This is a genomic window from Streptomyces sp. CGMCC 4.7035, from assembly GCF_031583065.1.
GTDB lineage: Bacteria > Actinomycetota > Actinomycetes > Streptomycetales > Streptomycetaceae > Streptomyces > Streptomyces yaanensis.
The window spans coordinates 6773199-6795764 of record NZ_CP134053.1 but is presented as its reverse complement, the minus strand read 5'-3'; the positions used below and the strand labels follow the sequence as shown (position 1 = coordinate 6795764).

The window sequence follows — 22566 nt, the reverse complement described above, 5'->3', positions numbered from 1 at the left end:
GGCCCGCATGGGGCAGTTGACTCCCACGTCGGGCATTCGCTCGGCTGTTGTGACGATCCCAAGGAGCACCTCTCCATGTCGCGTATCGCGAAGGGCCTGGCCCTGACCTCTGTTGCCGTTGCGGCCGTTGCGGGCACCGCCGGCATCGCCGCCGCCGACAGCGGCGCAAGCGCCGCTGCCAACAACTCGCCGGGCGTTCTGTCGGGCAACGTCGTGCAGGTTCCGGTCCACGTCCCGGTCAACGTGTGCGGGAACACGATCGACGTCATCGGCCTGCTGAACCCTGCCTTCGGCAACTCCTGCGCCAACGGCTGACGTCCGAGCGGACCCTTCTGCCGGCCGTTCTCCCTCCGGGGGGCGGCCGGTTGGCGTTGTCACGGTCGCCCAGGGCGCACTGCCCATTCCCCCCGGTGACATGAGTCGCCGAAGAAAGGATCACGATGAAGTCCCTCAAGGCCGTCGCCGTCGTCGCCGGATCCCTGGTCGTCGCCGGCGCCGCCGCGCCCGCTTTCGCCTCCGATGCCTCCAACATCACGCCCACCAGCCTCAACGGCGGACTGGCGACCCTCGCAGCCCAGCGGACCCTCGACGTGCGTCCCCTCCAGCACCAGTCCGACACCCTCGACACGGAGAACAAGGACTCCCTGCTCGGCACCGCGAAGACCACGGCCACCACCCTCAACCGGAATGGCGGCCCCACCCGGCTGCTCGGCGGGCTTCCTCTGCGGAGCTGATGAATTCGCTGCAACGGGTGCCCAGAGGCGAAAGACCGATGGCCCGTGGCGAAAGACGGACGGTCCGGGGCGGCGGCCGACGGTCCGGGGCGACGGCCGATGGCCCGGGGCAACGGTCGACGGTCTGGGGCGACGGCCGACGGTTCGAACCCGTGTGCCGAGGCCCGCACTGCTCCTTCGACCGCGCCGTCACCGCGGGTCCCTCGTTCGTGTGGTCGCCGTCGCCGGAATCCCCCGGTCGGGCGAGAAAGCGTCCGGTGGCCTTCCGGCCCGTCGATACGGTGCCGCGGTGACCACAACTTCCAGCGAAACGCGCCCCTTCCGCGCCATCGACCTCGGCACACTCGTCGTCATGGCCTGGAGTGGCGAGGCCCCCGACGGAGACATGCCCTACCTCCTCGCCTACTCCCTCGGCGACGGCGCGAGCGGCCCCGAGGGCTCCACCGCCGCGATCCGGGCCCTGCTGCGCACCAACGGACTGAACGTGGGCGAGGAAGTCACCGACGGCTCCCAGCGCCCCAGCCTGCCCGTGACACTGCTGGCCGAGGCGGGTCAGGCCGTCATCACCATGCCGCACCTGAACGCCCAGTGCACCGTGCCGCCGGAGTGGCTCGCCGCGGTCCGCGCACGCGGTTTCGCGTACTTCGTGTTCGCCACCCGCCCCTGGCCCGAGGGCGTGCCCGGCAGGCCCGTCGACCCGGAGCGGCTCGCCGCCTTCGCGGGCGCGGAGCAGACCTTGAGCACCGCCGCGCACGTCCTCCTGCCTGCCCGCAGCCTGCGCGGCTGAGGGCGAGGACCGCGGGGCGGACGCGCGGTCTCCTGCCGCGGATCACGGCAGCGACCAGGCACCGGCCTTCGGCTTTCCTCCGACGCCGGGCCTGGTGGCGTGCCGGGCCTGGTGGCGTGCCGGGCCTGGCCGCGCGGGCGGACTGCCACGATCCTGTCGTGGGCCCGCTGGATTGCACGGATGACTGACATGGATCCGCTGGTGCCGGCCCTTGCCGGACTGGTCGTTTCGATCAAGCAGCCCGCATCTCGCCAGCACATCTCGGCTGGCGCGAACCGCCGTTGACCGTGGGTGACCGCCCGATGTGGCACGGCTGTGGCATGCGCGAATTCGACAGCCAGTAGCTTGATCGACATGGCAACCCAGATAGTCACCTTGGTCGGCGTCCTTATCGGCGCCCTGACGTCCTACCTGGCGACGGCGATAGCCGAGCGGGCAAAGTTCCGACGCATGATGGCTACCCGTTGGGATGAGCGGAAGCTCGATACCTACATCGAGTACATCTCATGCGTCAAAGAGATCTCGAGAGCCGCCAGGGAAGCCTTGCGGGCTCGGGACCGAGGGGAGGACACAACCGCTGCGCTGACGGAGATGGAGGCGATCGAGGCCAAACGATCGATTCTCTTTGAAAGCTTCATCCTGCTGAGCGACGAAGCTGCTGCCAATGCTGCACACACCGTTAATCAGCGAGCCTGGGAGCTGCTCCGAGTGACGCGCAATCCCGCCAACGGGGAGGCCGCCCTCGCGGATGTCCCCCTGGTCACGAGCCTGAACGTTCTTCACGAGGCAGCGCGAGCGGATCTTGCAACAGGGCGCGGCTACTGAGGTTTTCTCAACGAAATGATCTCGTGAGGTGATTCGGCCAGGGGATCCCGCGAGTCGCGACGAGTTCTGCGACGTCCGGCGGCCGTATGTCGAACCCGTTGCCGAGGAGGACTTCTGATGCGCAGCGTGACCTGTTCGATGGGCGTGTCGGCACAGGGAGTGCGCTGTCCGCAGCGACTGCGCCGACAGCGCACCCCCTCACTTCGAGGTCAGAACAGACCCTTGAATCCGTTCCAGCCGCCGGAGCCGATCAGTACCCGGCCGCCGTATGTGCCGACGCCCGTGGAGGCGTATCGCCACAGCTTCCCGGCGGTGTCCCGCGCCAGCAGATCGGCGCGTCCGTCACCGGACAGGTCACCGACCCCGACGAGAGCGGAGTAGGCGCCCCACCCGCTGCCGACCCGCACCCGGGTGGTCACGCCACCGGTGGAGGTCCCGTAGTACCGCCACAGCACACCGGCCGAGTCGACCCCGAGCAGGTCGCCACGCCCGTCCCCGTTCAGGTCCCCGGCCCCGACGATCCGCTTGTACAGCTTCCAGTTCGTCCCGATGCGCAGCCGGGCCTTCAGCCGGTGATCAGCTGTGCCGGCGTAGAAGTACACATCACCGGTGGACGCCTGGCGTGCTATCAGGTCGACAAAGCCGTCCCCGTTCACATCACCCGGCGACGTCAACTGGTCGTACTGGGCCCAGCCGGCACCGATCAGCGTGTACGGCGACGATGCGGTGACGGTCTTCCCGCACCCCGGGCGGTAGGCCCGCAGTTGGTCACCCACCCGCACGAGCACATCGGCGCACCGGTCCCCGTTCACGTCCCCGACGGGCACGAGCACGGAGTCGGTGACGAACTTGCTGCCGGACCCGGCGATACGGGACGACAGCGCACCGGTCCCGGTACCCCTGTACAGCGACACGGCCCCGGTCGTGTCCATCGCCAGCAGGTCGCCGAACCCGTCGTCACCGACCATGTCCCGCCACACGGCGGCACCGCCGGTCACCGGTACCGTCCCGGAGACGGAGAGGTCCGCCTGAACGCCGTCGGCCGGCTTCGCGGTCAGGGTCCAGACGTACGCCCCGTTCGGCACGTACTTCCCGGCCGCGTCCTTGCCGTCCCACGACGGCGCGATCAGCCCCCGGGCCTCCCCGCCGGAGAAGGTCCGCACGGTCTTCCCGGTCGCCTTGTTCTTCATCGTCAGCGACCACGTCGCCGCCGGCTTCGACAGCCACCAACGCGGTGTCCACGCACCGGCCTTGCTGTCCATGGCGGGAGTGTCGGCGTCGATGACGGCGATCCGGGAGGCCGGAACGCCCGACGGGACGATCCGCACTCGGCGGTCCTCGCCCGTGTAGGCGACGTGACCGCCGAAGCGGTCGACGGTCCACCCGGACCGGCGCCCGGTCCGGTCTCCGAGCTCCGCGGCGGTGGCGACCACCCGCTGGGGCAGGTCCGCCTCCTTGCCGCTGAGCGGGAGGCCGTTGTGCAGGTCGACGAGGGTGAGGCCGGTCGCGTCCGAGCGGTGGACCAGGTAGCCGTCGCCGAGCAGCGTCTCGTCGGCCCCGAGCTTCAGGAAGCGCTTGGCCTGCCGGTCGTAGACACCGGCGCCCTTGAAGTCGTGCCAGTAGTCGCTGCACCGCCAGTACACCCAACGGCCCACGGCCTGCAGGTCACTGGGGACGCAACCCGCGTCGAAGGAGTCGCCGGCGGCACCCGTCGACAGGTTCTTCGCGGCCACCCCGGTCGGTACGTTTGAGCCGGTGTCGTCCCACCGGCCGAGGGCGCTCCACAGGGTGTTGCCCCAGACGGAGGCCGCGACCGGCTCCCGCTTCAGGAGCACGCTCCCGGTGTCGGCGTCCTTGAAGTGGAGGATCGCCTGCTGGCCGCCCGACGCCTGGTTCACGATGCCGAACCGGCCGGAGAGGTCCACGAGTTGCGGGCTGTCGAGCCTGGAGGTCACCCTCGGACCCCACGGTGCGGCGCCGTTCCGGTAGAGCATGGTGACGCCCTGCTCGGTCGCGGCCTTGCGGCCGTGATAGCCGTCGCCGCTCGCGAACATGGTCACGCAGTAGGTGCCGTAGGCGGGGCTGCAGTCGTCGTCCCGGCCGGACACGAGGCCGTCGATGGTCGAGTTCAGCTCCTCCGGACGGCCGGAGGTCTTCAGCCAGGTGCTCCGATAGCCGCCGATGTAGGTGCCGGGGCTGTAGTACTGCGAGTCGTCGGCCGTGGTGAGGATGCCGCTGCCCAGCGAGATGCCGGCCGGCTTGGCCTCCCGGTCCTCGATGTCCGCGAGGCGCTTGCGGGTGACGGTGCCGTCCGCGGCGGGGGTGAAGAGGTAGTACCCCCAGTCCAGTGCGCCCTTGGTGGTGTTCTCCTCCGCACCGGCCACCAGGAGCGAGCCGTCGGGAGTGCGGTGGACCGAGGGGGAGGCGACGGCCAGCAGGGACTTCGAGCTCCCTGTGGCGTCGCGCAGGAAGAGCTGGTTGCCCCGATACTCGTCGTCGCCGGGGTTGGGCGGGGTCACGGTGACGAAGCCGTCGCCGAGGGGCCGGACGACGTCGTTGTACGAGGCCACGTCCCGCAGGTCGACGGTGGTCGGCTCCGCGTCCAGGTTGTCGCGGCGGTACACCAGGGCGGCGTCGTTGGAAGGGGCGCCGAATTGGAAGACGGTGTCCCGGTCGAAGGAGACGCTCTCGCCGTGCGGGGAGAGCGCCTTCACGCCCCCGGTGGCGAGGTCGACGACCCACCACCCCTGGGACATCGTGGTGTCCTCCCACTTGATGCCGCGGACAGCGACGGACCGGGCGTCGCCCTCGCTGACGGAAAGGTTCCACCCCTCCGGCAGGCCCTCCAGTTTCCGGTCCAGCACCTCGCCGTTCTCCAGGCGCAGGAGGTGCAGGTTCGTGACGGCGTTCTCGGTGCCGGTCCGGGTGATGACGGTGTCGCCGTAGGTCGCGACGTACGTCTGGCCCTCCGGGATCGGGACCGTGGCCGGCGATCCGCCACCGGCCCGCTGCTGGAGCGTCACGTGCGGGGTCGGGGAGTCCGCGTAGAGGGCGACAGTGTCGGAGCCGTGGCCGAAGTCCCCCGGGTACTTGGCGAAGCGGAACTCGTCCACGTTGTAGGCGAGCGGCTCGGGCAGCCGGTGTTCGAGGATGGTCGTCGCACCGGTGGCGTAGTCGATCCAGCGGAGGCGGTCGTCACCCTCCTGGGCGGTGAGGAAGCCGGTCTCGCCGGCGTTCAGGACGATGGTGGCGCGGGGCACGAAGCGTGCGCCCGTGCTGATGACGACGGGATCGGCGGACGCGCTGCGAACCTCGGCGACGGCCGTCCCCGCGGCGGTGCCGATTCCGGCGGTCACGGCAAGCGTGACGGTGAGAGCGATACGGCCGAGCGCGCGCTGGTGGCGCCTGGCCCGTCTGTTCAGCGGACGAATCACGAAAGAGTCCCTCCCCAGGGCAATCGACGCAAGGGGGGCGCTCATTGAATCGCCGCTCGTCCCTGCGCGAGCAGGGCGACAGTAGCAGGAGGATCACCGCACGACATCGAGTTTTCGAACGCGTTCAAAGACTGATCGCGGTCCGTGTCACGCCCTACGAGGCGACGACGACGACCGTTCGGGCGTTCGTTCTCTTCCTCCGGTCGAGAACTTCGACACGCAGTCGACACAGCCACCCGCGAAAACCCGGTGACGGCCGGACAGCCCCGGAATGTCCTGGAGTGCGCCCTTGATCGCCAAGCGGGCGCCCGGGACTGGCCTGCGTCGAGTGAAACCGCCCCTGACCAGTAGAAAGCCCTCCGCTGGGAGGGCAGGGTGTGGGCGCCCCCGGCAGGACTCGAACCTGCGGCCAAGCGCTTAGAAGGCGCCTGCTCTATCCACTGAGCTACGGGGGCCGGTGTGGTGGCCTGTCGTGGTGCCCGGGTGCGGGCTGATCCGTGACCTTGCCGGGGACAAGGATAGGGCTCCCGAGTCCTTGTCCCTGGTGCTTCGCCTCCGTGGCTCGATGTGGAGGTTCGGTGAAGCGGTCCTGATAATCGCAGGCAGGTACGAATCGTGCATCGCTTTTTGCGTCTCCCACCCCGGGTGTTGTGCACTCGTTATGCCTGCGGTCCCAGTCATCCCTTCCGTCCAGTGTGTCCTGTCGGCGCGCAGACACCCCCACATGCTTCAGAAAGACTCCAAAGTTGGGCATTCTTCGCATGTGGTGACCTTGGACGTACGGCCTCAGCTGCTCGACGCACTTTCTGCCCTGCGCGACCGTGTCGCCGCCGCACGCTTCCCGCTGCCCCTGGAGGGGGCTCCACGCGCGCGTGCCAACCGCGACGAGCTCCTCGCGCAGCTCGACGACTATTTGGTGCCCCGGCTGAGAGAGCCTGAAGCACCCTTGCTGGCCGTCGTCGGCGGATCCACCGGGGCCGGCAAGTCGACGCTCGTCAACTCCCTTGTGGGCCGAAAGGTCAGCGAGGCCGGCGTGCTGCGCCCCACCACCCGTACGCCCGTTCTCGTCTGCCACCCCGAGGACCATCACTGGTTCAGCGGCCTGCGTGTCCTGCCCGACCTCACACGCGTGTGGGTGCCCCATCAGGATTCCGGCGACGATCTGCACGGCATCGCCGGGCGCGAGCAGCGGGTACTGCGCGTCGAGACCGCCGACACGCTCCCGCGCGGTCTCGCCCTCCTCGACGCGCCCGACGTCGACTCCCTGGTCGCCGCCAATCGGGTCCTCGCCGCCGAGCTGATCTGCGCCGCCGACATCTGGATCATGGTCACCACCGCCGCCCGGTACGCCGACGCCGTACCGTGGCACCTGCTGCGGACCGCCAAGGAACACCGGGCGACATTTGTCACCGTGCTCGACCGGGTCCCGCACCAGGTGGTCTCGGAGGTCTCCCGGCAGTACGGCGCCCTGCTCGCCAAGGCAGGGCTCGGCGACGTGCCCCGCTTCACCGTGCCCGAGCTGCCCGAGTCCGCCTGGGGCGGGGGACTGCTGCCCGCCACCGCCGTCGCGCCCCTGCGCGCGTGGCTCGTGCACCAGGCGCAGGACCCCGACGCCCGGGAAACCGCCATGACCCGCACGGCATACGGCGTCCTCGACTCCCTGAAGTCCCGCATGCCCCAACTGGCAGGTGCCGCGGCCGCCCAGTACGCCGCCTCCCTGCGGCTCACCGCCGCCGTCGACGCGGCGTACGACAGCGAGTACACACGCGTACGGGCTCGTCTGCAGGCCGGGGCCGTCCTCGCCGGCGACGCACTGAAGCGGTGGCGCAGCTACCCCCTCGACTGCAGTGCCGGTGAACTGCTGGACGCCCTCATCGAAAGCCTGGGCGCCCTGCTGCTGTGCGCCGTCTCGGCCGCCGACGAGCGCGTCGACGAGGTCTGGCGGCGCGAGCCGGCCGCGGGCGTTCCGGGCCTGACGAACCGCGATCCGACCCTGGAGAGCGCCGAGCACCGCATCGGGATGGCCGTACGACGCTGGCGGCGCGTCCTCGAGGAGTACGTCGAGGAACTGGTGCGCGACCTCGACAAGAACCTCGCCCCGGACGCCGAGGCGGTGACCGCCCTTGTCGCCACGGCCCTCCTGGGCGGACGCCGGGCGCAGGCGGCCGGGGAGGGACTGGCCGAGCGGATCGGCGCGCAGGGGGCGCTACGGCTGCGCGACCGCGCCGCACGGCTGCTCTCCGAGTACGTCGACCGGGTGCTGCGCATCGAACGCGAGCGCCGTCTCACCCCCCTCGACGCCCTCGACATCCATGCCGAGCCCCAGGCCGAAATCATCGCCGCGCTGTCCGTACTGCAGAAGGAGAGGTGACCCGGTGACTGCCGTCACGGACCACAAGGACCACACGGATCACGCGGATCACATCGACCACAACGAACACAACGAACACAAGGACGACCACAACGAGCACAGGGATCATGCTGATCACGGGGATCACAGGGATCACAGGGATCACAGGGATCACAGGGATCACACCGAGCATCCCCAGGACGAGCCCTCGAAGGGGGCCGTCGCCGCTGTCCAAGAGCGACTCGAGGGCGAGCGGGACGGCAGCGCTCTCCTCGATGAGGACCCCCTCGCCCAGGAGAGCGTGCTCTGTCAGGAGGCCGTCCTCTCCCAGGGGGCCGTGCTCCCTGGTGAGACCGTTTTCTCTCAAGCGACGACCCAAGCGACGCCCCTGCCCGAAGCGACAGAGCTCTCCCAAGAGGGGCGCGACGGTGAGCACGCTCGCGTGGACCACGATTTCGGGTGCACCGGTGTGAACGGTGAGCTCTCCGCGACGGATGATGCCCGGGCGGACACCGATGCGCGGGACGGTTCCGGAGCCGCTCTTTCGGGGGAGTGGGCCATGTACGCGCGCGTGGAGGACGATGCGCGGGACGCGCGCGTGAAGCGCGACGATCCCGCGGAGCGCCCCGAGTCCGGAACCACCTGGGACGACGGACTGATCGCCAGGCGCGTGTCCGACACGGCCGCCGCCCTTGGGGAGGCCATGGTCGTGACGTCGTGCGGCACGGCCGTACGGCAGCCCGCGCCCCTCGCGTACGACGGCCCCCTGCGCTCACGGTTGGACGCGCTGCGCGAGCTGGTGGGACTGTCGCGGACCCGGCTGGACAGCCGCACGCTCGCCGAGGCGGGACGCGTCCTGGACGAGGCCGCCGCGCGACGCAGGCTCTCCGGGGAGCACACCGTGGTCGCCGTCGCGGGCGCCACCGGCAGTGGCAAGTCGACGCTCTTCAACGCGCTCGCCGGGGTGACCCTTTCGGAGACCGGCGTGCGCCGGCCCACCACCGCCGCGCCGATCGTGTGCAGCTGGAGCGACGGCGCGGCCACGCTCATCGACCGCCTCGGTATCCCGGGGCGGCTGCGCCGGCGCCCCCTGCAGAACCCGGACGCCGAGTCGCAACTGCGCGGGCTCGTCCTGGTCGACCTGCCCGACCACGACTCCGCGGCCGTGCAGCACCGGGAACAGGTCGACCGCATCCTCGCGCTCGTCGACGCGGTCATCTGGGTCCTCGATCCGGAGAAGTACGCCGACGCCGTCCTCCACGAGCGCTATCTGCGACCCCTGGCCGGGCACGCCGAGGTCATGTTCGTCGTCCTGAACCAGGTGGACCGGCTGCCCGGGGAGGCCGCCGACCAGGTGCTCGACGATCTGCGGCGACTGCTGGACGGGGACGGGATCGCCCTGGGGGAGTACGGAGAGCCGGGCGCGACCGTGCTCGCGCTGTCCGCGCTCACCGGGGAAGGAGTCGAGGAACTGCGCGAGGCGCTCGGGCAGTTCGTGGCCGAGCGCGGGGCGGCCGCGCGCCGGATCTCCGCCGACGTGGACGTGGCCGCGGCCCGGCTGCGGCCCGTCTACGCGACCGAGCGACGTATCGGGCTCAGCGAGGAGGCACGCGAGGAATTCGCCGGACGGCTCGCGGACGCTGTGGGCGCCAGTGCATCGCGCGAGGCCGCCGAGCGGGCGTGGCTGCGCAACGCCAACCGCGCGTGCGGTACGCCCTGGTTGCGGCTGTGGCGGTGGTGCCGTGACCGGCGCGAACCGTCCACGGGTCGGCTGCCGGTGCCTGCGCCCGCGGAGGAGGAGGCGACCGCGCGACAGCGCGTCGAGCAGGCCGTACGGACGGTGACGGACCGGGCAGCGGCCGGGCTGCCCGCTCCCTGGGCCCAGGCGGTGCGCGAGGCCGCGGTGCGCGGCGCGCAGGAGCTGCCGGAGGTGTTGGACGAGTTGGCGGTGGGCGCCGCCATGCCCTCGGGGCGGCCGCCCCGGCCCGGCTGGTGGCCCGTCGCCGTGGTCGCTCAGGTGGCGATGACGCTCCTTCAAGTGCTCTGCGTGCTCTGGTTGTTGGGGCAGATCATCGGGTACGTCCCGCCGAACCTCGGGGTGCCGGTGCTGCTCATGGCGGCAGGCGTCGTCGGTGGTCCGGCCATCGAGTGGAGTTGCAGGGTGGCCGCGCGCGGTCCGGCCCGACGGTACGGGCTGGAGGCGGAACGGCGGCTGCGGGAGGCGGCCGCCGGGTGCGGGCGGGCCCGGGTGCTGGATCCGGTGGCGGCGGAGCTGCTGCGCTACCGGGAGGTGCGGGAGCAGTACGCGAAGGTCACGGGGGCCGGGGCGGCGGCGCGGGTGGGATGAGTTCGGCCCGGGAGGAAGGCGGGACAGGGGCGGAGGCGCTCGTTCGGGTGGCGGAGTTGTCCACAACCGAGCGGTAGCCCACAGCGCTCAGCGGGCTCGGCCCGGCGGAGGCAGTCTGATCTCGCGGCGACCGCGGCGAACGCGGTCGTCGCACCGGCGGCGGTGTGCGACAGGGCATGACCGCCGCGACAGACGCAGCCGTACGGGACGGGCCCGTACGCGTTCCGTCCCGGCGCGGGAGCCGGGGCGAGGGAGGGGCTTCGCGAAATGAACGAGACGATGGTGTGCGTGGTCGGCAACGTCGCGACTCAGCCGGTGTACCGGGAGTCGCCCACGGGTCCCACGGCGCGCTTCCGGCTGGCGGTGACGGCGCGGTATCTGGACCGGGAGAAGAACGTGTGGACGGACGGACACACGAACTTCTTCACGGTGTGGGCCCGGCGCTCACTGGCTACGAACGTCGCCGCGTCCGTGGCCGTGGGCGATCCGCTCGTCGTCCAGGGGCGGCTGAAGGTGCGGACCGAGCAGCGGGACGGACAGGGCTGGCTGTCGGCGGACCTCGACGCGGCGGCGATCGGACACGACCTGTCGCGCGGTACCTCCGCCTTCCGGCGGTCGTCCAGGCCCGAGGCGCAGACCGGGGCGTCACCGCAGCCCGAGCCCAACTGGGAGACTGAACCGCCAAGTCGGCCCGATGCGACGGATCAGCCCGAGTTGCAGGCCCAACCTCAGCCGGAACCCGCTGGAGTGACGTGACGTCAGACGTGCCTTTCGCCCGCCTCGTCTGAACTGCTGTTTATCGGCGTATGTGCCGCACCATGCCCGAACGGTCCCCATGTAGTTGCGGATAACCCCAGCTCACAGCCTGTGTAACGGATAACGATTCCGAGTCGGATCGGTTATCCGACGACATGACCGGGAAGAGCGGTGCGCGCTCTCCTTAGGATGCCGGGCATAGCTCTCGGGGCTTCTGATTCTGCTGGTGGGACCGTACCCCCACGTCAACGGGTCCTGCTCGAAGGGGAATTCTGTGTTTTCTTCGTTCTCTGCGCCGTCCACGCGCAGGCGAGGGGCCGTCCGCCTCGCCGCCGGGACGCTGGTGTCCGGACTCGTCGCGGCGGGCGTGCTGGCCATCGCGGGCGTGGCGGCCGCCGACGGGATACCGCAGAGCGAAGGTGGCGCGACCGCGACGACGGTGGGCCTCAAGACCTACGGAGCCGCGGTCGTCCACAACGACGGAGCGGACGAGCAGGTGTCCGCGGGACTGTTCGAGATGTCCGTCGACAACGGCGGCACCCTGCAGACCTACTGCATCGACATCCACACCCCGACGCAGAACGACGCCAAGTACCACGAGACGCCCTGGAGCGGCACGTCCCTGAGCGGCAACAAGAACGCCGGCAAGATCCGCTGGATCCTGCAGAACTCCTATCCGCAGGTGAACGACCTCGCCGCGCTCGCGGCCGAGGCCGGCGCCAAGGGCCTCACGGAGCAGGCCGCGGCGGCGGGCACGCAGGTGGCGATCTGGCGTTACTCGGACGGCGCCGACGTGGAGGCGGTCGACCCGCAGGCGGAGAAGCTCGCGGACTTCCTGGAGAAGCACGCGCGGAACCTCTCGGAGCCCGCCGCGTCCCTGACTCTCGACCCGCCCGCCGTCTCCGGCCACCCCGGCGAGCTGCTCGGCCCCGTCACGGTGCACACGAACGCGGAGAACGTGACGGTGGCGCCGCCGACGGACGCCACGGCGAGCGGGGTCAAGGTCGTCGACAAGGGCGGCAAGGAGATCACGTCCGCGACCGACGGCAGCCGCGTCTACTTCCAGGTTCCGAAGAAGGCGCAGGCCGGTTCGGCCGAGCTGACCGTGCAGGCGTCGACCACCGTGCCGGTCGGTCGGGCCTTCGCCTCCGAGACGCGCAGTCAGACACAGATACTCGCCGGCTCCAGCGAGTCCACCGTCTCCGCGACGGCGACGGCGAACTGGGCCAAGACGGGCGCGATACCCGCGCTGTCGGCCGAGAAGGACTGCGCCAAGGATGGCGTGGACATCACCGCGGTGAACAAGGGCGACGAGGCGTTCACGTTCTCCCCGCTCGGGACCGAGTACACCATCGAGGCGGGAAAGACGCAGACGGTGACGATCCCGTTGCAGGAGGACCAGGCGTACGACTTCACGATCAAGGGGCCCGGCGGCGACGAGAAGTGGTTCAAGGGCGTCCTCGACTGCGAGACCGACAGCAGTACGGGCGGCCTGACCACCCAGACGCTCAGTGAGCCCAGCCCGGCGATGGCGGGCGACACCACGGCCGCGGACACCAACCTCGCCGAGACGGGCACCTCCAACGCCACCCCGATCATCGCGGGCACGGCCATCGCCCTGGTCGTACTCGGCGGCGCGGCCCTCCTCCTGGTCCGCGACAAGAAGGCGCCGACCCAGGACTGAGTCGACAGGGGAGGGCACGAAGAGGCCCCTCACCAGCGACCCATCAACCGGTAGCCGGGCAGGCAGCGCATGCGTAACGAGCGGCACGAGGAGCGGTTGTCCGACGAGGAACTGGAGCTGTTCCTTCAATACCTGCATCGGTTCGCGAACCATGACCTGGATCTGTTCGCCCTCATGGAGGTCGGCGATCCCGACCATCCCGCCTACGTGAGCTTCAGCAGGGCCCCGGTACCAGGCACTGATGCTTCGGCCTACCGGCGGCCATAGAGGAGACGGCGTTCAGGGCGAGGGCGAGAAGCCGGCCGACTCGTCGAGGTGAAACGGTGAGCCCGCACGTGTGGGGACCCAGCCCTGCCGCAGGGCGGACTCGATGGCGTCGGCGACGTCAGAGGGCAGTACCGGGTGGCCTGGACGGCCGAGCCAGTTGCCGGTGTGGGGCTGGTTCGTCGTAACGACGAGAGTCGTTCCAGGGTGATCCGCATGCTCCACTGCGTAGGTGCACGGCAACCAGCAGAGAGCCTGGCCGTAGGTGGGTCTGCGCCTGAACTGCCAGCGGTAGATCGTGCCGTCCACGACTATGTGCCGTGATCCCTTACGGCCCAGTGCCATGTCTTCCCCCTCGACGTCGGGATGCTGACGGACCCAGCTCAGAGCAGAGGTCGGGTGAGGCGTCCGGGCCGTCTCTGGGCCGTCCGAGGCCACCCGAGGCCGACCAACGACGACCGACAGCGGCAGGTGAGCCGCAGCCCTCAGCAGCGGAACCCCAGGTCAGAGCCCCTCGACCATTCGGGTTTCCATCCGGGGGTAGCGGTCAGGCAAGATGGGGTGTATCTGCCCACTGCCAGATTTCAAGCTGCCGGACGGTTTCTCTTGGCTGAGTTCATTTACACCATGCGCAAGGCGCGCAAAGCGCACGGCGACAAGGTGATCCTCGACGACGTCACCCTGAACTTCCTGCCGGGTGCCAAGATCGGCGTCGTCGGTCCGAACGGTGCCGGTAAGTCGACCGTGCTGAAGATCATGGCGGGGCTGGAGCAGCCGTCGAACGGTGACGCGTTCCTGTCGCCCGGCTACAGCGTCGGCATCCTGCTCCAGGAGCCCCCGCTGAACGAGGAGAAGACCGTCCTGGAGAACGTCCAGGAGGGTGTCGCCGAGATCAAGGGCAAGCTCGACCGGTTCAACGAGATCGCCGAGCTGATGGCGACCGACTACTCCGACGCGCTGCTCGACGAGATGGGCAAGCTCCAGGAGGAGCTCGACCACGCCAACGCGTGGGACCTCGACGCCCAGCTCGAGCAGGCCATGGATGCGCTGGGCTGCCCGCCCGGGGACTGGCCCGTCGTCAACCTCTCCGGTGGTGAGAAGCGCCGCGTCGCGCTCTGCAAGCTCCTGCTGGAGGCCCCCGACCTGCTGCTCCTCGACGAGCCCACCAACCACCTCGACGCCGAATCGGTGAACTGGCTGGAGCAGCACCTCGCCAAGTACGAGGGCACCGTGGTCGCGGTCACCCACGACCGGTACTTCCTGGACAACGTCGCCGGGTGGATCTGCGAGGTGGACCGCGGCCGTCTCCACGGCTACGAGGGGAACTACTCGAAGTACCTGGAGACCAAGGCCACCCGCCTCAAGGTCGAGGGTGCGAAGGACGCCAAGCGGCAGAAGCGTCTGAAGGAAGAGCTGGAGTGGGTGCGGTCGAACGCCAAGGGGCGTCAGGCCAAGTCCAAGGCGCGTCTGGCGCGCTACGAGGAGATGGCCGCCGAGGCCGACAAGATGCGGAAGCTGGACTTCGAGGAGATCCAGATCCCGCCGGGCCCGCGTCTGGGCAGCGTCGTCGTCGAGGTGAACAACCTCGGCAAGGCGTTCGGTGACAAGGTCCTCATCGACGACCTCAGCTTCACCCTCCCGCGCAACGGCATCGTCGGTGTCATCGGGCCGAACGGTGCCGGCAAGACCACGCTCTTCAAGATGATCCAGGGGCTTGAGCAGCCCGACTCCGGCAGCATCAAGGTCGGCGAGACCGTCAAGATCTCCTACGTCGACCAGAGCCGCGAGAACATCGACCCGAAGAAGACGCTGTGGGCCGTCGTCTCCGACGAGCTGGACTACATCAATGTGGGTCAGGTCGAGATGCCCTCGCGGGCGTATGTGTCCGCGTTCGGCTTCAAGGGTCCGGACCAGCAGAAGCCGGCCGGTGTCCTCTCCGGCGGTGAGCGCAACCGCCTGAACCTCGCGCTCACCCTGAAGCAGGGCGGCAACCTGCTGCTCCTCGACGAGCCGACCAACGACCTCGACGTCGAGACGCTGTCCTCGCTGGAGAACGCGCTGCTGGAGTTCCCGGGCTGCGCCGTGGTCGTCTCCCACGACCGGTGGTTCCTGGACCGCGTCGCCACGCACATCCTCGCCTACGAGGGCGACTCCAAGTGGTTCTGGTTCGAGGGCAACTTCGAGTCGTACGAGAAGAACAAGGTCGAGCGGCTCGGGCCGGACGCCGCCCGTCCGCACCGTGCCACCTACAAGAAGCTGACCCGGGGCTGATCTTGCGGCACATCTACCGCTGCCCACTGCGCTGGGCGGACATGGACGCATACGGCCACATCAACAACGTGGTGTTTCTCCGCTACCTGGAGGAAGCGCGTATCGACTTCCTGTTCCGCCCGGACAAGGACTTCCAGCAGGGGTCGGTGGTGGCGCGCCATGAGATCGACTACAAGCGGCAGCTCGTCCACCGGCACGCGCCGGTGGACATCGAGCTGTGGGTCACGCAGATCAGGGCGGCGTCCTTCACCATCTCCTACGAGGTGAAGGACGGTGAGCAGGTCTACGTCCGTGCCTCGACGGTGATCGTCCCGTTCGACTTCGAGGCGCAGCGGCCCCGCCGGATCACCGCGGAGGAGCGCGAGTTCCTGCGGGAGTACATGGACGACGAGGAGGAGGCCGTCGCCGCATGACGGTGCTCCACCTCGCCGACGAGGGGGAGGCGGCGGACCTGGCCGCCTTCCTGGCCCGCCTGATCCACTACGACCGTGGTGCTGCGGTGCGTCTGCAGGCGACCGGGACGATGCTGGCGGTCTTCGGGCGCCCGCCGTCGTTCGAGGTGCTCGCGATCCGTGCGGTGCGGCTCGCCAAACCGTATGACAACGGGCTGGACGCCGGGCTCGATGTGACCGTGTCGGCCGGTGAACTCCTGGAGTCGGTCGACGAGTCGGCGGCCACGGCCGGCGTGCCGGCCGCCGTCACCGGGCCGCCGTGGGCCGGGGTCCTTCCGCCGCGCGGCGGCTGGCGACCGGAGCCGGGACTGCCGGCACCCGACGCGCTGCGGGCGACCGTGGCCGCGGCGGTGGCCGAATTCCGGTCCCGTACGCAGGAGCTGGCGCCCGAGCGGCGGACGCGCGCCGAACTCGACCGTACCGGCCGGGAGATCTGGTCCCGCACGGTCGGGGACACAGGGCTTCCGGTGCGGGCCGTGCACGCGGCGCAGTCGCTCGGCTTTCTGCGCCCCGCCGGGCGGGCATCCGGCGCTGAGCCGCTGGGGCTGTACTCGTCGGGCACATGGCTCAGGCTGCGCACGCCGTACGGGTCGATCGCCGTGCGCCGGGCGGGACTCGGCGTGCTGGGCATCAGCGTCCGCTGACGCGGACGCCTCTGCGGCCCGGAGCCCGAGCGGGGCTCAGCCGGCGGTGTTCACCATCGACGCGGCGGCGTACGTCAGGTACTTCCACAGCGTGGACTCGTGCTCCTCGGAGAGGCCGAGTTCGTCGACGGCGACACGCATGTGCTTCAGCCAGGCGTCATGGGCGGCCTGGTCCACGGTGAACGGGGCATGGCGCATGCGCAGCCGGGGGTGGCCGCGGTTCTCGCTGTACGTCGTCGGACCGCCCCAGTACTGGATCAGGAACAGGGTGAGGCGCTCCTCGGCCGGGCCCAGGTCCTCCTCGGGGTACATGGGCTTGAGGATCGGGTCCTCGGCCACCCCCTGGTAGAAGCGGTGCACGAGGCGACGGAACGTCTCCTCCCCGCCGACCTGCTCGTAGAAGGTCTGCTCCTGCAGCGTGCCGCGCCGAATCTCATTCACGTCCTCCATGGTCTCAGACGCGACGACCGAGGACGGAAGGCTTAGGACCAGGGGTCCACGGAGTGAGAAGCGCCGGTGGGACGGGTTCCGGATCGGGTGTGCCACAGGCTCGCCTCGCGTCGTCTCCGGCGGCACAGTGGAGGCATGGCCGGGCACGCTCTCGATCACGATCTGGAGAACCTCGCCACATCGGCGCGGGCGGAACTCGTGCGGGAGATCGACGCGAGCGGAGCCTGGGATGCCGCCCCCGCCTGGCGGGAGGTGTTCGAGGCGGTGCCGCGCCATCTCTTCGTGCCGGACTACTACATCGGCGTCATGGGCGGCTATGAGCGCAGATCGTGCGGCGACCCCGACCCCGAGCGCAGGCAGCAGTGGCTGCGCGGCGCGTACAGCGATGTCCCGCTGGCCACCCTCGTGCGCGACGGCGAGCTGGTCTCCTCCAGCAGCCAGCCCTCGCTGATGGCGCAGATGCTGACCGAGCTGGAGGTCGAGGACGGGAACGCCGTCCTGGAGATCGGCGCCGGCTCCGGCTACAACGCGGCCCTGCTCGCCCAACGCCTCGGCGACGACCTGGTCACCACGATCGATCTCGACCCGGAGATCACCGAGTCAGCCCGGCAGCACCTGGCGGCGGCGGGCTACCACCCGGCCGTGGTCACGGGCGACGGCGCGTGTGGTGTGCCCGAGCGCGCGCCCTTCGACCGGATCATCGCGACCTGCACGCTGAGCTCGGTTCCGGGGGCCTGGCTGGCGCAGTGCGAACCGGGGGCGCGCGTCCTCGCGCCGTTCGGGACCGGGTTGATCGCCCTGTGGGTGCGGGACTCCGGGCACGCCGAGGGGCGATTCCTGCACACGCCCGCCTACTTCGTGCCGCTGCGCGGCGACACGCGGACCGAGCCGGAGCCGCAGGACCTGGGCGGGCTGCCACGCCGGGCCCGCAGCCACGAGCTGTTCCGGTTCCTGCTGGCCCTGACCCAGCGCAGCCTCGGCCCGTTCGAGGCGTACATGCTGTGGGAGCGCGAGGACCGGCCGGCGCGCGAGCGGTTCGGGATCACGGTCGACGGCGACCACGCCTGGGCCTGGCTGGACGACCCCGTGGGGCCGTACACCTGGCCGTTGCCGTGACCGCCGTCCCGTAGTTCCGTACGTCCGCGCCGACCGTGCCGCTCAGCCCCGGCGGATCGTGATCGTCGTCCACGCGCCCACGTGCACTCGGTCCCCGTCCTGCAAGGGCACCGGCACGAAGGGCTGGATGGGCTCCTCGGCACCGTTGACCGTGGTGCCGTTCGTGGAGTTCTGGTCGACGACCGCCCAGGAGCCGTCCGGCTGCTGGACCAGGACCGCGTGCTGGTGCGAGACGCCCGGGTCCTCCGGCGGCACCGACAGGTCGATGTCGGGGGTGTCGCCGGTGGAGTGGCGGCGGCGGCCGATGGTGACCTGGTTGCCGGTGAGCGCGCGCTGCTGCTCCGGTGAGTACGCCGGCAGGTTCAGGCCCGCGGCCTCGGGGCCGGAACGCTGCATCATCGCCATGAAGTACTCGCGGTCCGGGCCGATGGTCGCGGTCCAGGTCGCCGGCTGCTGCTCGTAAGGACGGGGCGGGGCCTGGGTGGAGCCGGGCTGCGGGTAGCCGTAGCCACCGCCCTGACCGCCGCCGGGGCCACCAGGGCCACCGGGACGTCCCGGACCGCCAGGACCGCCGGGCACGCCTGCCGCGGGGGAGGACGACGGCGGCGAGATCACCCAGTCGTCGTCACCGCCGCCGAAGGACGGGCCGCCGGACTGCGGTGCGGCCGGTGGCGGGAAGCCCTGGCCGGGCTGCGGAGGAGGCGAAGCGGGCCGCTGGAACCCGGGGGGCAGACCACCCTGCTGGAAGGCCTGCCGGGCACCCGGAGCCGTGGTCTGCGGACCACCGGGACCACCGGGACCACCGGGACCACTGGGACCGGCAGGACCACCGGGACCGCCAGGACCGGCAGGACCACCAGGACCGGCAGGACCCCCAGGACCACCGGTCCCGGGCGGCGGCGGAACCGGACGCGACGGATCCGCACCGAAGGCGGAAGGACGCGAGGGGTCGCCCCCGAAGCCCGGCGGGCGTGAGGTCTCGCCTGCGAAGGTCGGCGGACGCGAAGGGTCGCCCCCGAAGGTCGGCGGACGGGAGGAGTCTCCCCCGAAGCCGGACGGGCGCGACGGGTCCCCGCCGAAGCCCGGCGGCTGGGACGGCTCGCCGCCGAACGGCGGGCCCGGCGGAATCGGTTCCGCGGGCCGGTTCACCTGGGACGGCCGCGACCTCTCGTAGTCGTACGAGTCGGGTCCCGGCGCGGTCTGCCCGCCCTGCTGGAAGCGCGGCGCCGGGTTCGACGCCGGCGGGCGGGGTGCGGCGGGGGTGTACGAGGTCGCCGTGTTGGTCAGGAAGTTCCACCGGCACTCCTCGCAGAACGGGGCGCCGCCCTCGCGGGGCGTGCGGCACTGCGGGCAGAGCTCCGGCTCCCTGGCCGGCGCGCCGGCCAGGGGATGTCCCCCCGGCCGACCGCCCGCGCCCGGAGGCGGCGGGGGTGAACCCGGCGGCGGGTAGCCGTAACCGGCGGGCGGCGGTGGAGGCGGCGGGGGTACGGCACCGGCCATACGGTGACCGCAGACCTCGCACCAGTCGTCGGAACCCGACTGGTGTCCGTTCGGGCAGGTCGGCATGTCGGCGCTTCCCCCTCTCCTTCTCCGGTCGCTGTGACCGGCGTGGTTCTCCAACCCCGGGGGGTCGGGCTCGCTGCTGGCAGGACTTTCAGGTCATTTCTTTACACGAACAGTCTTGGTGGACCGTGTTTCGAGTGTCATCTCGTCGGCCTCCGCGACCTTCGCCTTCAGTCGCACAGTACCTGTCGCCGCGTCGACCACGTCCACCACCTTCGCAAGCAGTTTCGCAGTATCCGCGTTCCCCGACGCACTGGCGAGCTGAACGGCCCGGCCCAGCTTGGCCGTTGCGCCATCGAAATCGCCCGCTTTACGGAGGTCCAGTCCCTGTTGGATCGCTTGTGCCAGTTCGGCCTGACCTGTGTAGTGCGCGACCTGGGGGTTGATCGACGTGGACGCCGCCATGTCGTCGGTCCACACCGCCCGTACGAGCCCCTGCGCGCCGAGGTTCTGGGCGCTGCCGTCGCCCTGCGGTATCACCAGCGAGACCCGGGCGGCCAGCATCTCCTGGCCGATGTTCGCGGCCGGGACCTGGACGCACACGTGGTAGTCGCGGGACTCGTCGCCCCAGGAGCCGGTGGGATAGTCCCCCGCGCGCGGGCCCGCCTCGACCCGGCGGCCGGTCAGTTCCTCGACCGCGGGCGCCACCTGCTTGACGAACTTGATCTCCGTGCCGACGGGCGTCCACAGCCGCAGCGAGACGTCCGCGACCTCCTTGCCCATGGCCGTCTCCATCATCCGTGTGAAGTCGGCGGCCAGACCGGCCGGGTCGGCGACGATGTCGGCGGTGCCGAGCAGCGCGGAGGCGATCCCGGTGACCTCCTTGACCTCCCAGTCGGTGCCCACTCCACGCGCGTCACATGTGAAACGGCCGGCGCAGGAATCCAGCGCGGCCTTCAGGTCCTCGGGCGACTCGTGTTCGTTGCGGCCGTCGGTGAGCAGGATGCCGTGCCGGATGGAGACGTCCGCCGAGGACAGCAGCCGGTCGGCCAGGCGCAGCCAGGTGCCGATCGCCGTGCCACCGCCCGCGTTGAGCCTGCGCAGCGCCTGCTTGGCCTGGTCGCGGGTGGTCGCGTCGGCGACCGCGAGCCGTCCGTTGCCGGGGTAGACCTCCTTGGCCACATGGGTGCCGCCGATCACCGCGAAGTGCACGCCGTCGCGCAGGGTGTCGATGGCCGCGGCCGTCGCGTCGCGTGCGTTGCGCATCTTGGTCGGCGGGTAGTCCATGGACCCGGAGCAGTCGACCATGATCGCCACGGCCGCGTTCGGGCCCTGCCCCGGTGAGTAGAGGTGGGGTGCCCTGACCGCGCTTCCCATCGTGCCGCCGCCGGTCGCCGTCACCGTCACGATGGCGTTGACCTCGCGGCCGCCCTCCGGCAGGTACTCGTTCTGGTAGACGTCCATCGAGAACTGCGGCACGTTCGACTTCGAGAAATTGGCCATGGCCTCTCTGATCCCCCTCAAGGACCCCGATGCTGCCGGGGTGATGACTGGTCGTGGACCGGTCCCCTCCGGTCCTGGGACCGGCAGCGCCGGCCACGGGCGTGTCCGAGGACACCCTCAGGCGGATCCTGCCCCCTGGGGCGGCGCCGGGAACGGGAGGACCGCCACTGTTACGTTGTCGTGGCCCCCGCCGTCCAAGGCGTGGCCCACCAGCACCCGGGCGGTGTGCAGTGGCCGCCGCTCGGCGTCGGGCGGTACCACCTCGGCCATCTCCTCCGCGGCCTCGGCGTAGTTCCACAACCCGTCCGTGCACACCACCACTACACCCGGCCGGTCCGGCTTGAAGGAAGCGGTGTGCGGCTCCAGTTCGTACGCGTCCGCGCCGAGCCAGCCCGTGATCGCGTGCGCGCGCTCGTCGGCGTACGCCTGGGCCTCGCTCATCAGGCCCGCGGCCACCATCTGCGCGGCCCACGAGTCGTCCTCGGTGAGCCGGGCCGGCGGCGCCGAGCGGTCCACCGGGACCCAGTAGGCGCGGCTGTCGCCGACCCAGCCGACGACGAGCAGACCGGCGGTGACGACGGCGCCGACCAGGGTGCAGGCGGGCGCGTTCTGATGCGGGGCGTGCTCCTGGGCCGTCTCCGGTTCGACGGCCAGGGCGTTGACGGCGTGTGAGGCGACGACGATAGCGTCGTGCATCGCCTGCTGGGGGTGCGTGCCGCGCGGCAGGGTCTCCAGCAGCGCCTCGTTCGCGGCCCGGGCGGCGGCCAGGGAGGCCTCGTCGGGCCGGGTCGCCGAGGAGACGCCGTCGCACACGATCGCGACGACGGCGGGCGAGCCGTCGGGCAGCGCGGTCGAGGAGACGGCGAACGCGTCCTCGTTGCGGTGGTGGCGCAGGCCGCGGTCGCTGACGGCGGCGACAGCGTCCAACTCCTGCTCCATGTGGTCGCGTTCGCGTGGCTGGGCGTGGCCGCAGTTCTCGCAGTAGCCGTCGCCGTCCACATGGCCCGCGCGGCAGGCCACGCAGACCTTGGTGCCGGCCGGGGGCGTCGCGAGGTCGGCGGTACGCGGGTCGACGGGCTGCGGCGCCGCCAGGTGGTAGTCGTCGGGCTCGGCCGGACGGTCGAACCGTACGCCCCTGGAGCCTTCGCTCGCCGCGGGCAGCTCGGAGCCGCCGGAGTCGGTGCCCTGGAGGTCGGTCGGCAGATGCACCGGGGCGTGCGTGCCCGGGCCGCCCGGCGTCGGGGCGGCCGGCCAGTCCACGGAGGCCACCTCCGACGGGGGCTGCGGCACCGCGCCGTTCATGGTCAGTGTCGGGGTGTCCGGCGGTGGGGCGGGCACCACCGACAGGTCGTACCCGCAGGCGCCGCAGAAGCGGTCGCCCGATTCGAGGGGCTCCTCACAACTGGGGCACCTCGAAAGCGCCGTCGGCTGGGGCATCTGGGACAT

The 22566-nt window shown here is 70.7% G+C and carries 20 protein-coding genes and 1 tRNA gene; 13 read left to right on the top strand and 8 right to left on the bottom strand.

Translation table 11 applies throughout. The features are described 5' to 3' along the window. The first annotated feature begins 75 nt into the window (after window positions 1–75). From chpG to Q2K21_RS29875, 4 genes are all read left to right on the top strand, one after another. Window positions 76–315 (top strand): chaplin ChpG, encoded by a 240-nt coding sequence (gene chpG, locus Q2K21_RS29890; protein WP_310777115.1) that lies wholly within the window; start codon window positions 76–78, stop codon window positions 313–315. Between the two features lie 125 nt (window positions 316–440). Beyond that, a complete protein-coding gene (locus Q2K21_RS29885) occupies window positions 441–734 on the top strand; it encodes a hypothetical protein (protein ID WP_310777112.1) in 294 nt (97 codons plus the stop codon). A 289-nt stretch (window positions 735–1023) separates the two neighbouring features. Then, window positions 1024–1521, top strand: coding sequence for a DUF5949 family protein (locus Q2K21_RS29880; protein ID WP_310777109.1), 498 nt, complete (start codon window positions 1024–1026; stop codon window positions 1519–1521). Window positions 1522–1875: 354 nt separating this feature from the next. Beyond that, window positions 1876–2346 (top strand): hypothetical protein, encoded by a 471-nt coding sequence (locus Q2K21_RS29875; protein ID WP_310777106.1) that lies wholly within the window; start codon window positions 1876–1878, stop codon window positions 2344–2346. Window positions 2347–2555: 209 nt separating this feature from the next. Here the strand turns inward: Q2K21_RS29875 and Q2K21_RS29870 are convergent, their stop codons facing one another. Next, window positions 2556–5780 carry an FG-GAP-like repeat-containing protein gene (locus tag Q2K21_RS29870; protein ID WP_310777103.1) on the bottom strand — a complete coding sequence of 1075 codons (3225 nt, stop codon included), beginning with the start codon at window positions 5778–5780 and terminating at the stop codon, window positions 2556–2558. A gap of 382 nt (window positions 5781–6162) precedes the next feature. Then, a tRNA-Arg gene (locus tag Q2K21_RS29865) sits at window positions 6163–6235 on the bottom strand. A 269-nt stretch (window positions 6236–6504) separates the two neighbouring features. Here Q2K21_RS29865 and Q2K21_RS29860 point away from each other — a divergent pair. Then, complete coding sequence (locus Q2K21_RS29860; RefSeq protein WP_310777100.1) at window positions 6505–8151, top strand: dynamin family protein; 1647 nt, start codon at window positions 6505–6507, stop codon at window positions 8149–8151. Here Q2K21_RS29860 and Q2K21_RS29855 read toward each other — a convergent pair. Beyond that, entirely contained in the window at window positions 8114–8566 is a 453-nt protein-coding gene (locus Q2K21_RS29855; RefSeq protein ID WP_310781423.1) for a hypothetical protein, read from the bottom strand. The genes Q2K21_RS29860 and Q2K21_RS29855 overlap by 38 nt on opposite strands. Window positions 8567–8689: 123 nt before the next feature. Between Q2K21_RS29855 and Q2K21_RS29850 the strand changes: the two genes are divergently transcribed. The 4 genes from Q2K21_RS29850 (at window position 8690) to Q2K21_RS29835 (ending at window position 13184) form a co-directional block, all read left to right on the top strand. Beyond that, window positions 8690–10477, top strand: a complete 1788-nt coding sequence (locus Q2K21_RS29850; RefSeq protein ID WP_386276489.1) for a GTPase — start codon at window positions 8690–8692, stop codon at window positions 10475–10477. A 267-nt stretch (window positions 10478–10744) separates the two neighbouring features. Then, window positions 10745–11233 (top strand): single-stranded DNA-binding protein, encoded by a 489-nt coding sequence (locus Q2K21_RS29845; protein ID WP_310777097.1) that lies wholly within the window; start codon window positions 10745–10747, stop codon window positions 11231–11233. 274 nt (window positions 11234–11507) lie between these two features. Next, window positions 11508–12917, top strand: coding sequence for a Cys-Gln thioester bond-forming surface protein (locus Q2K21_RS29840; protein ID WP_310777094.1), 1410 nt, complete (start codon window positions 11508–11510; stop codon window positions 12915–12917). Between the two features lie 69 nt (window positions 12918–12986). Continuing rightward, window positions 12987–13184 (top strand): hypothetical protein, encoded by a 198-nt coding sequence (locus Q2K21_RS29835; RefSeq protein ID WP_310777092.1) that lies wholly within the window; start codon window positions 12987–12989, stop codon window positions 13182–13184. A 12-nt stretch (window positions 13185–13196) separates the two neighbouring features. Here the strand turns inward: Q2K21_RS29835 and Q2K21_RS29830 are convergent, their stop codons facing one another. Beyond that, window positions 13197–13526 (bottom strand): hypothetical protein, encoded by a 330-nt coding sequence (locus Q2K21_RS29830; protein ID WP_310777090.1) that lies wholly within the window; start codon window positions 13524–13526, stop codon window positions 13197–13199. Between the two features lie 261 nt (window positions 13527–13787). On the opposite strand from Q2K21_RS29830, the gene ettA reads away from it, so the two are divergent. The 3 genes from ettA to Q2K21_RS29815 are packed head-to-tail and all read left to right on the top strand — an operon-like array spanning window position 13788 to window position 16548. Then, complete coding sequence (gene ettA / locus Q2K21_RS29825) at window positions 13788–15452, top strand: energy-dependent translational throttle protein EttA (protein WP_310777087.1); 1665 nt, start codon at window positions 13788–13790, stop codon at window positions 15450–15452. A 2-nt stretch (window positions 15453–15454) separates the two neighbouring features. Beyond that, window positions 15455–15865 carry an acyl-CoA thioesterase gene (locus Q2K21_RS29820; RefSeq protein ID WP_310777084.1) on the top strand — a complete coding sequence of 137 codons (411 nt, stop codon included), beginning with the start codon at window positions 15455–15457 and terminating at the stop codon, window positions 15863–15865. After that, window positions 15862–16548 carry a hypothetical protein gene (locus Q2K21_RS29815; protein ID WP_310777081.1) on the top strand — a complete coding sequence of 229 codons (687 nt, stop codon included), beginning with the start codon at window positions 15862–15864 and terminating at the stop codon, window positions 16546–16548. Before Q2K21_RS29820 ends, Q2K21_RS29815 begins: the two co-directional genes overlap by 4 nt. A gap of 36 nt (window positions 16549–16584) precedes the next feature. Here Q2K21_RS29815 and Q2K21_RS29810 read toward each other — a convergent pair whose 3' ends face one another. Continuing rightward, window positions 16585–16998 (bottom strand): globin, encoded by a 414-nt coding sequence (locus tag Q2K21_RS29810; RefSeq protein ID WP_310777078.1) that lies wholly within the window; start codon window positions 16996–16998, stop codon window positions 16585–16587. 135 nt (window positions 16999–17133) lie between these two features. Here Q2K21_RS29810 and Q2K21_RS29805 point away from each other — a divergent pair, with 135 nt between their 5' ends. After that, window positions 17134–18114 (top strand): methyltransferase domain-containing protein, encoded by a 981-nt coding sequence (locus Q2K21_RS29805; protein ID WP_310777077.1) that lies wholly within the window; start codon window positions 17134–17136, stop codon window positions 18112–18114. A 42-nt stretch (window positions 18115–18156) separates the two neighbouring features. Here Q2K21_RS29805 and Q2K21_RS29800 read toward each other — a convergent pair whose 3' ends face one another. The 3 genes from Q2K21_RS29800 to Q2K21_RS29790 form a co-directional block, all read right to left on the bottom strand. Next, window positions 18157–19680: an FHA domain-containing protein gene (locus Q2K21_RS29800; protein WP_310777074.1), complete on the bottom strand. Its 1524-nt coding sequence runs from the start codon at window positions 19678–19680 to the stop codon at window positions 18157–18159. Between the two features lie 93 nt (window positions 19681–19773). Next, window positions 19774–21120, bottom strand: coding sequence for a vWA domain-containing protein (locus tag Q2K21_RS29795; RefSeq protein WP_310777072.1), 1347 nt, complete (start codon window positions 21118–21120; stop codon window positions 19774–19776). A 117-nt stretch (window positions 21121–21237) separates the two neighbouring features. Next, entirely contained in the window at window positions 21238–22566 is a 1329-nt protein-coding gene (locus Q2K21_RS29790; RefSeq protein ID WP_310777068.1) for a PP2C family serine/threonine-protein phosphatase, read from the bottom strand.